This window comes from Ignavibacteriales bacterium, from assembly GCA_016700155.1.
In the GTDB taxonomy this organism is placed as follows: domain Bacteria; phylum Bacteroidota; class Ignavibacteria; order Ignavibacteriales; family Ignavibacteriaceae.
Window position 1 is genome coordinate 3,271,264 of the sequence record CP065001.1, and the last position, 11,601, is coordinate 3,282,864.

Consider the following 11,601-nt stretch of genomic DNA (forward strand, 5'->3'; position numbering starts at 1 on the left):
TTAATTACCAAATCCAGTCTGATGAAAAGTTGAAACTCCTGCAGGGCGCTGCCTTGTTACACCAAGTACACTATTCACAAAAACAATATTAAGATCGTTGACTTCTGTAAACTGATCACCTGTTAGATCAGTTACTACATTTCCTGTAACACCATTGAGGTTATCAGTGAACACAAGGTTTAAATCACTTATGTTTATTGAACCATCCTGGTTTACATCACCGCTGTAAATACACCATTTCCCGTTTACCATTTTTAAGTTGTTTCCATAAGCTTTGTTTTGCGCATCAGTAAAATTATAATTCAATATGCCTGAACTGAATTGAACAGGAGAGCTGCTCCATGTTTCGATTGAGTTACTGTGTTTAACAACTATATAATAAGGTGTTCCTTCCGATGGTGTTGTAAATGTATCAGAACCAAATCCACTTGTATTTAACTGGATGTTTTTTGTTTCAACTATTGCATAAGGTGTAGTTGATGCTCTTACCTCAACAGTAACCACATCACTGACTGATGTTGTACCATTCCATAATCCTTCAGTCAACGCTGTAACATTTAATGTTTTAGTTGTCGGAATGAATTCTCTCATCAAATATCTTACAGCATTTACGATCAAATTTCCGGCTGTTGTCTGATTTGAGAACTGTGAAACAGAAAACGAAAAGAAAATGTTCCGGCATACAGAAGTATCGCTGACGGGACTATAAAGAAAAATTCCGCCGTTAGCTGCAGTACCGCCAACCCAGTTTGCTATCCTGCTTATGCCTGTTACACCGGGCAGTAATACCATTTCATCGCGTGCACCCCAGTTGTTTGTTCCGCCATCAACAACATCCATTGGACTGCTTACAACATTCGGAATATTAAATATAGGGTGAGTAGTGATTGCGGCCTGTAAATCTAAACCGGGTCTATCACTCACCCAGACACTATCAAGGAGGAGGTTGCGTCTGAATTCCGGATGAAGGTCTATTGTTCCTGCTTTTCTATAAATGTATCCAACCTCACCACCTTCAACCAATATCTTGCCTCCAGTAAGAGTGTGGTTAACAAGAGCAGTTCTTTTTGTGATGTCATTGAAGATTGAAGATTCCTTAACTCCGGCTGATAATATTACAACATCATAAGATGAAAGTGTCATAGTATTAAGATTACCAAATGTGACTTGTGTAACTGTGTACCCAGCCGTATTCAATGATGCAACAAATAAATTTGCCGAAGCTCCCAGCGGAATATTAGAAGCACCGTCACTCACTTTATCATTTGAAAATCTTCCTTCGGCAGTAACATCATCATCAATAACAAGTACATTACCAAGAGAAGCAATAATATTGAAAGAATGAAATCCTGTTGATGGACTGAAAGCAATATTATTCTGAGATGAATTATCAGTTGCTTTAATTCTGTACTCAATTAAATCACCAATTGCTGCACCGATTGAAGGAAAAACTGCCTGGTAAGTATTATCTGAAAGCAGATTCAAATTAAAACTTGAAATCGCTCCGCCGTTTTTTCTATACTCACATACTACCGACTGTATTCCGATATTATCTGTTACAATTGCCGTAACCGATGGTGGAAAACTGAAAGGGGGCATATTAAATAAAGGTGTGTGTGTAATTGTCGGCGGAACTAAATCTGTTTCAGCAGTAAATGAAAAATATTGTGACGGTGCATTCGATGGTAAACGTGTTTCAAATCCCTGGTTATCAGTCACGATGAGATAGTAGTTATATGTTGAGTTTAAACCATTCCCGGGAATATTGGCTGTATAATTATTTCCACCTGTATTAGTCATCTCCAAAACATTGTTTGGCGTACCGCTTCTGCTCCAATAAACTTTGATTGAACCTGCAACGATAGGATTAATTGATGTGATTGTTGCCTGAACTACATAAGGACCAATAACGTTCTCAGTATTTGGAAGCGGGGTATGAATAATTGCCGGACCAAAAGATACCTGTGTTATCCATGCCTGGTAATTTCCTGTTCTGTCATCTGCCCAGAAGGGATAAGCTTTTCCGTTTGATGCAGTGATACCGATATAATCACCCTGATATCCTGATGCCAATCCGCTGATTGGTTTTGGTTTAAAGTTTGCATCACTTACTTGAAATTCTTCAAAAGTGTTACCACCATTACCGGATGTTGCCATAAATACACCGGTACTGTCAGATGTAGTGTTCCGGTTATCGTAAAAAACTATATGAAGTTGTCCAGTTGATTGATCGACGGTGCACCAGGGATAGTATTGATCCTTCCCATTATTCAGATCATCAGTATTAACCCTTTTAGGAGTAGTCCAGTTTTCCCCACCATCTGACGAACTAATCATGACAATATCCGGATCAGACCCCGCAGGTGAAACTCCTCGCTGAGGCCAGCAGATATAAATGTAACCGTTTCTTGATCCTCCTGATCTATCAACTGTCATTGAGGGAAAAGACGAAACTCTTATTGATGATGTTTTAAGATTTCCTCTTATACCGAAATTAGCCGCGCTATAGATACGTGAACTAGTCCATGTAGCTCCGCCGTTTGTTGATTTTGCAAAAGCAATTGCATCTTCTCCATACAAACCCGAACCCCAGTTATCATAGATAGCAAAGACAGCATAAACTTCACCGTCGGGTCCCGTATTAATATTCACTCCTTGCGCGTGACTGCCGGGTGTAAGTGATGATGAAAGATCAACAAATGAACTCCAGTTAGCTCCGTTGTTACTTGAATAATTAATCACTACCTGGTTCTCACTTGCACTTCCGGTTACAAAATGAGTCCACGAATCATACACACGGTTTATGTAAGCACTGCCTGTTTTTTTATCAACCCATAAATGATTTTTATCCAGCAGATCAGCGCTGCTTGAAGGATCAGCACCGGCAGTATAAGATGACCATGTTAAACCGTTATTAGTAGAAACAGAAACACCCTGCCCACCGGCATCACGTATATATCCCATATAAAAATTTCCGTTTGGACCAATTACCGCAGCAGGATCACCGCTGTTGCCTGAACCAAAATAAGGTGAAGGGTTATCTGAACCTGACCAGTTATTACCTGCATTTGTTGACCAGTAAACGCCAGTACCATAAACTCCTGAAACCGGCCACGATGTTCCATTTGAACCAGCAAAAAGAATGTTAGGATTGTTTGGATGAATATCTATCGATAGCTCGGACTGCGTTGTGTTTGTTGTGGGTAGAACACGATAGTTTGCCTGTACGACGGCATCGGTTTCATTTAAGAAATATCTTCTTGAAATCTGCGGCGGCGGCAAATACCTGTAGTCAGGATTTTGTTGAACAGTATTATTTCTGTCTGCTGAAACCCTTGACCATTTTTTATCTTCAACCTGTGAACTTGTTAAAGTAGTAAGGAACATAAATAGCACGATTACTGCTAAAGCAACAATATTTTTATTCACTGCTTCACCTGAAAATATATTTCAATAAATGGGATTTTATTTTTCTATTTAAGAAGAATCATTTTATTTGTTATTACTGATTCAGAACTTTCTAGCCGATAAATGTAAATGCTGCTGGGCAGATCACTCGCATCTACATTAATTTTATAATTACCTGCTTCATACAAACCATCTGCAAGGGTACGTATGAATTCACCAAGTGAGTTAAATAAATTTATTTTGAGCTGAGTTTGTTTCGGCACTGAAAATTTAATCGTCGTACCCGGATTAAATGGGTTCGGATAATTTTGTTCGAGACAGTATTCGTCAGGAACCTCCGCTTTGGATATGATCAGTTTATCACCCTCAAGAAAATCAATTTGAATATCATTACCTGATTTTAAAACCGGGACAATCGTTCTTCCCGTTAAATCTTTAATTGAGATGTCGATGTTCTCTGAACTGATTGTAAGAGGATAATGTACCCCCTGCATATTAATTGTCTGAGACCCGAATTCTAAGTACTCAGCTTTTTTTCCTGTCGAGAATCGTACATCAAATAAACCTGCCGGGGGCAACGGCGGTAGTTGATAAGATTCAAGGTCAACTTCATCGTCTGCGATATATAATTTAAAGTTGTTTCCTTTTGCATCTATTATTTTTAATTGACCCCGGAATTTTTCTTCATCATTAGTTGTTAATTTTTTTTGATTCTCCAATGACGAAAGATTTATCACTCCATCATTATTCACAAGAACCCAGTAACCTAAACCCGGTTCAAGATTAACTGCATTGTAATATGAACCCGACCATCCGTAAATAGAATTAGCAACTATTATCCCGGGCGGAGTAGAATTTAAACTATTAACAGGCACAACCTGTTCATACCCTCCGATTATATTCCAGCCGCTTGTTACAACTAAATTGTTATGAGGAATTGTAATAATACCGGCTGATGGCCATTCATCACCGGTGTTGTAAATCCTGTTATCAGGATGCAGCATATAATAACCTCGTCCCGGAAGAACTGAATCAACAGGGATATAACTTCCTCCGGAAAACGAATATACACTCGCAAGCGGTTCCCGGAACGACCACCATGTATTTACATTCTGATTTACAGGATGAAGTCCGGGAATTGATACAATATTCCATCCTTGTGAAATCGGAACACTTAATTGAAAAGTTGTTTGAGTGCTAAATGTTGTGTCATTGGAAACAATACCCGAAGAGTAATTAGTTCCGTCAAATGAAAAGGCTTTATAAAAATAATTTTGAGCGGGTGTTAAACTATTATGGATTTGCGGAGAAGAAATTCCATTATATAATAAAGTACCTCCTGCAAATGTTTGACCTATTGCCGGCGGAGTTCCTGCAGGAGTTGTAAATGAACCATTGTTATTCCAGACAATTACAACATTGTTGCCGACAATATTTGTAGCGAACACCAGATATATTTCGGTCTGACTAATTGCGAATGCTGAGAATGTTCCTGGATTCTGAATTGCAAATGTTGTTGTGTTAGAAGTTAATCCCGCAGAATAAGTCGAACCATTATATGAAAAAGCTTTATAATAATAATTTGCGCCTGACGATAAGCCAGCGTGAAGTTGAGGAGATGATGTGCCGTTATAAATTAATGTTCCGCCTGCAAAAAGACTTCCAACAGATGGAGGTATTCCTGAAGGAGTTGTAAATGTTCCGGTATTATTCCAGACTATAATAACATTGTTATTACTTGCATTGGGTTCAAAAGTAAGTTCGATTTGAGACGAACTTGTTGGTGAGGCAGCGAATGATACCGGGTTAGACGCACCTGGATTGTTCACAATTGTGAAGTTCACATTTGATATATCGAAGAAAATATTTCCAACCGCTTCAACTTTAATCCGTGCTTGTGTTGTCGGAAAATTTGGAATGGTAACAATCTCAGAACCATCATTTGGAGTATTGGCAAGTAACTCTGTTGTAAAAGTATTACCGCCATTGGTGGATAATAAAATCCGGACGTTAGAACAGTTAATCGGTGAAAGATTAGTACTTGCTACACTCCACGTTATTGTTTGTGAAGTGTTACCCGTCCATGATACATTTGTATTGGGTGAAGTAACAACAAATGGTCCGGCTGTTCCGCTGACAGAAAAATTAACCTGCAAACGATCAACACCTCCGCCGCCTGCTTTATTATCACGGACTGTTAATCTGAATTTTAAATTTCTTGCATACGTTGGTAATAATTCACCAATACTTGATGTATTGTTTAACAGGTCAGTCAGTTTCGGAAATGTTCTCGTTCCATTTGCAACCGGATTAAAACTTCTGAAGATCGGCGCATCTCCCGATGGTGAGCCGGGTGTACCTGCGGGACCGAGATCAAATTCCTCCCAGCAATAAGTCATTGCATCACCGTTCGGATCGGTTGCTGAACCAGTAAGTGAAAAAGGTGTGCTTTTAGGAATTGTAAATCCGCCTGTCGGAACACTTACTACAGGGGTATTATTCCCTGTTAATGTTGTGACTGCACAACCATTTCCGCTTCCTGTATTTGTAAAAGCAACTATTTCATCAAAACTGATTGTATGAAAATATGCATCACTGTTACTTTGTAAATCATCGGTACTGCATATACCTGCATAAGCCATTATTGTTGATCCGCTGCCGGGTTCGTATGCGGTTGAAGCATTTCTATTTCCTCCGCCGCAAGAACCTGTCACACTATTAAAAGTGTGATTGGCACCAAACTGATGTCCCATTTCGTGAGCCACATAATCAATATCAAAAGGGTCACCAACCGGTGATGAGGAACCTGTTACACCTCCGGCTTTGCTGGTTGTGCAAACACAACCAAGATACGCAACTCCGCCACCACCGGTACTGAATACGTGTCCGATATCAAAATTAGCATTCCCTATCACTGTGCTCAGGTTACTTATGTTTTGTCCAAGCATTGTGCTGCCGCTTCCATTCGTGTAAGGGTCAGGGCTTGTTGTATAAATAATCAGGTTATTGTTTGCGATAAGAACCATCCTGATGGCTGTTTCTCTTTCATAAACTCCGTTAACTCTGTTAACACTTGTAACTACAGCAGATAATCCAAGTGCTACAGTCCCGCCATGAAAAACTGTATACTCAACAGTTGTAGCCACCGCAAGTCTGTAGGTTCTTAACTGCGGACCGGTTGGTGTGAGTATTTCATCTGTTGGATAAGTCTTTTCGCCCGGAGAGAATTCATTTGAAAGTAATTCACAGCTATAGTCTGCATTATGTTTGTGAAAATCTTTCGTGTAATAAGATATGTAGTGATTAGTATCGCCCATGCTATATGGATCAATAAAAACTCTTCCTGAAGGCGAAAGTACCTGTGCATGAAATCCATGTGGTGTTAAATCAAACTTTAAAGTAGCGTAAGGATCGGTTACTCCCTGTCCCGTATAGGTTCTTATCTCAGGATATAATACTTGTAACTCCGGAGCCATTGTTGGTGATTCCCAGAATTTGAATTCCTGGAAAGTCCCGTCGGGCATAGGTAATTCAATGATGATTAAACCATCATTAGCTTCTTTAGTAAATTCCATCGGTGCTGAAGTAAGAAGATTTTTTAATGATTCAATATTTACTTTTACAGTACGGAATACATCAGGAATGATATACCTTTCCCCGGCTAAGGCTACTTGAGTTTCAGGAATATCAGTCCACAAATCTGACTGTGAATAAACTGAACCATAAACAGTCAGTGTTAAAATGAATATCATAATTAATTTTTTCATGCTCTCCGCCTTAAATTAAAACGTAACCAGTACCAAACTATTACTGAATTATTATTAATGTTTTATCATTTGATAATTTTTCAGGAAATTCACTTTTGCAAAACAAAGTCAGGGTGTTCTGCGCACAATACCTCTGATAAAATTTGAAAACACAATACCGAGATCGGATGATTCAACAAAAAGATCTCCATTAAGATCTGTAGGGTGATAACCTGTGATACCATAAAAGTTGTCACTGAATACAGAGAACAAATCCTGCTGATCAATAAATCCGTTCCTGTCAATATCCCCGCTGTATAAACACCACTTGCCTGATTTGAGAATCATGTTATTTCCGAAAGCCTGCGAAGATGAAGTTGTGAAATCATAGTTTGCCGTTGAATTAATAAATTGAACAGGTGCTGAAGACCAAGTTTCAATTGCATTTCTGTGTATTACCTGGTAATAATAATTCTCAATCCCGGAAGCGTTAGAAAAGTTTAAAATAACTTCTCCGGAATTGCTGATTAATCCTTTCGCAGTATCGATCAGCGGGTAAGGATGATTTGAACCTCTTAGCCTTACAAGAATTGTATCAGGGATCATCTCCCCTGAAACCGGGTCTAATAACCCTTCAATAAATAATTTTAATGAAAGAGTTTTTGTAAAGGCAGCAGTGGATTTAATATAAATCCGGTCGAGATATAGATTATTTCCATACGCACTTATTGCTTTAAAACGTATCCTGTTTGTTCCCGCAGGTAAGGAGAAAGTTTTTGAATTCCATTGATCATCAGTTGGAATAAAAACTGAAGTTTGCGGTGGTGCGGTGACCATACCAGAACCAACGGCTGATCCGCCATTCAATGAAACCAATTCTGAAAATGTATTGCCGCCATTGTTTGAAACCTCTATAATCAATTGATCAACTTCAGAAATATAAGTCGCATACGCGTGATGTATCCTTAGTGAATCTCCTTCAACTGTGGGAATAAAAATTTCAGAAATAAGATTATGTGTTGTCCCGCTCTGTGCGCTGTAAAAATTATACTTTGCCGATGCACTGCCATGATTATAACTGCTCGCTCCGCTAAACCTTGTCCACAGATTGGAAGCAGAAGGATCAAGCAGCCAGTCAGCCGGCGGAAAAGTTTCTGACTCAAAACCCTGTGAACGATAATTACTTACAACTATGTAGTCGTTATTAGTTTTACTATCTGAACCGAAACTATTTGAAGCTGAAAGTGAAACATCAAATATGCCGTAGTTTTTATAAATTATTCCTGAAGGATTTTGCAGCGAAGATGAATTCTGAATTGAACCAGGGAAACTCCATAACCAGTTGTTTGGAGATCCGGAAGTGTTATCATAAAAGTTAACAGTATCACCGTTTACAATTTCTATTTTATCCGATGAAAAATTCACCACCGGCGCAACCTGGTTGCCAACTGAAAATGTAATTGTTTCTCCGGTAGCACCGATGTTAAAAATATTTAAACCACCAGGACTTCCATCAGATAAAAATGCTGAGGGATTTGTTACATCATTTATGGAAGTCCTGCCTACATTGCTACTGAAGTTTGCTGCACTGACAGTTCCGTTTGTTGTTAATGTTCCGTTTGGTCTGTAAATATATAGTTCATCCGGCGGACCGCTGGCATTACCCTGACCATCAACCGCTGTATTTATCCTGTACACAAGCAAACCGTTGCCCAGTAAACTATTTTCAAATCGCCCGTTTCTAAGCCGGTACTCAACAACAAAATATTCTGTTGATGAATTGGGAGAATTGATTCTAAAGCAATTACCTGTTGAGTTCGTCAATGGATTGAGTGTATATGTGCCATCTGAAATTACTGGGATATTATTTATCCAGTTCCCGTAGCGGTATTTCATATAAGCTGTCATGTGTTGCGGCGGATTTGTATTGCTGTTCATTATATCCCAGCTTCCTGCAGGTGATATTCCATCGCTTGTATAATGATAAAGGTCCGGCGCACCTAATGAATGAAACATTTCATGACATAAAACACCGACACCGCTGCTTGATAAACTTGTCTGCAGTTGAAAATTATAATCATATACTCGCTTACCGTTTATGTTAACTGTATACGAATATAAAGCCCATCTGTGCGGCCACAGCAAATCAGCCCATGCACCCGGACTGCCATAAACAATAAAGCAAACATTATCCACTCTCCCATCATTATCGCCATCAAGCACTAAAGAAGTGGAAACCTGAGATGAAACATAATTAACAGCGTTGACAAGTAATGTATGTTCTCTTGTTCTTCTCTCAGTTCCGCTGCTTCCGCCGGAATAACCAATGGTGTTAGTAGTGCTGTAAGGCTGGTAGTAACCACGGGGATTTGCATCCTGGTAGGATATGACCGTACTTCCGGCAGTTGCCGGATAAAAAGTGGATGTTATTGAAAGAGAGTTATACGATACCTCTCTAAAATAATTATACATTGAATTTGCATATGCAAGGCTGCTGTTAAACATGGTATCGTACTTAATTTTTGTATCTGTGAATTCACTTTCATCACTGAACCTTATATACACAACAAGATTATTAATTGTACCGCTTGTCGGCGCATCACCGATATCTGAAGGTGTGTCGCGCAAAAATTGATTTCTTCTTTCAAGCATTTTAGAAGAAGGAATGTTTAAAGCCCTTGTAAGTCCTGTTCTTTTTCCTTCAACTCTTCCTACAATAAAACCAGTCGCAACAAGTTCATCATTAACTAAATCTGCGTAAACATAATATCCTGTTGACTGGTCCTGAACAATTGTAAAATTATCCGAATCATGAACCCAGTTATAATATTCATCACCGCTCAGAAAAACTTTAATTGTGTTTCCATCGGGTTGTGTCAGCTCAGTCGGGAAAAAATATAAAGGTGCTGCAAAGCCGGATTTAACGGTTAATGTAAGTAATATTATAAGCGGAAAGAAAAAACTTACTCGCCTCAATAAAAGAACATATTTATAAGCACATCTTTTAAATTCAAACAACAAATTCGGCATCAGATTTTACAATGAGAATAAGTATAATTTCCTTGGTGTTATTCTTCTTAAACCAAAAACGGGAACACTGCCTTTATGACATTTCCCGTTTGAAAGATTCTGCTGATAAAAAAATATCTGCATTATTAATTTTTATACCGGATTTGAAGATTCACACAATTTATTAATCCGGTTCCGGCATCATTTCACCAACTCAGTGTGGTCTGATAAAAAACTTTTGACTTCCAATACATTAATGTGAATATGAAATTACGCCGGTACTAATGAACAGGATGCCCGGATCATTATAACCCGAACATCCCGAACATTAAACTCTCTTACTTCAAAAAGATCATTTTGACGGACTGAGTAAACTCACCAGCCGTAAGCCTGCAGATGTAACTTCCGCTGCTAACGTCATTGCCGTTACTGTCCTTGCCATTCCAGCTAAGTGTATGTACACCCGCTGATGCGTTATCATAAAACAAAGTTGTTATCTCCTGACCAAGCATATCGTGAACCTTAACTGTTACAAGACCTTCAGTTGGTACTGAAAACCTTACCGCAGTAGATGGGTTGAACGGGTTTGGATAGTTCTGGTAAAGATGAAAATCACTTACAGCCATATCAACTTCAACTTCTTTCGAGTAGGTTGATGTACCGTCAAAATCAATCTGCTTTAAGCGGTAAGTGTATGTGCCTGTTGTTACGTCCTCATCAACATATGAGTATGACTGTGCTGATGTGGTGCTTCCTGCGCCTCTGACAAAAGCTATTTTCTGCCAGGTTGTATTTGCTGATTTTCTTTCAACATCAAAACCAAGGTTATTTATTTCTGAAGAAGTCTGCCAGCTTAGCTGTACAGTGCTGCCTTTTACCGATGCGCCGAATGATGTAAGTTCAACTGAAAGTGAACTGTCATAAGTTACAACCATCTTTAACCTGTCGAGTGCAGGAGTAACATTAAAAAATCCTGTGCCTGACATTGGTATATTTATCAGCACACCACCGAACAGATCCTGAAGTACGCCAGTAATGCTTGCAGGCCAGTTCCATTCAATCCTCATACCCGGTGAACCTGTACCTGGCTGATAAGCAAGCCTGAACTCTTTTGTTCCCCAGTAAGGAACACTGTCCATAAAGCGGAAGTCTCTCCAGCTTGCGGCTGTTCCTGAAAAATTATTTTCGGGTAAAAAGAATCTTGCTTCAAAAGCACCAGTAGGAGGGAATGGCGGAACAAGTCCTTCACCAAGTGCAAGGTCAATGCCGTCGGTTGCAGTCGGGTCAATACCAAATACAAGCCACTTAGAGCCGCCAACCTGATCGGTTACACGTACAGAATCATACACAAGCTGTGCGTTTGCAAGTGATGCAAACACTGCGACTAACAATACTATCTGAAATATTTTTTTCATTTTAATCCCTGAAAAAATTATTA

General features: G+C 39.1%; 4 protein-coding genes. All 4 read right to left on the reverse strand.

Annotated elements, in window-relative coordinates:
* Positions 1-3,429 carry an exo-alpha-sialidase gene (locus IPM56_13905; protein ID QQS35331.1) on the reverse strand — a complete coding sequence of 1,143 codons (3,429 nt, stop codon included), beginning with the start codon at positions 3,427-3,429 and terminating at the stop codon, positions 1-3.
* Positions 3,430-3,473: 44 nt separating this feature from the next.
* Entirely contained in the window at positions 3,474-7,175 is a 3,702-nt protein-coding gene (locus IPM56_13910) for a T9SS type A sorting domain-containing protein (GenBank protein ID QQS35332.1), read from the reverse strand.
* A gap of 108 nt (positions 7,176-7,283) precedes the next feature.
* Positions 7,284-10,130, reverse strand: coding sequence for a M6 family metalloprotease domain-containing protein (locus IPM56_13915; protein QQS35333.1), 2,847 nt, complete (start codon positions 10,128-10,130; stop codon positions 7,284-7,286).
* Between the two features lie 371 nt (positions 10,131-10,501).
* Complete coding sequence (locus tag IPM56_13920; GenBank protein QQS35334.1) at positions 10,502-11,578, reverse strand: T9SS type A sorting domain-containing protein; 1,077 nt, start codon at positions 11,576-11,578, stop codon at positions 10,502-10,504.
* Positions 11,579-11,601: the final 23 nt, after the last annotated feature.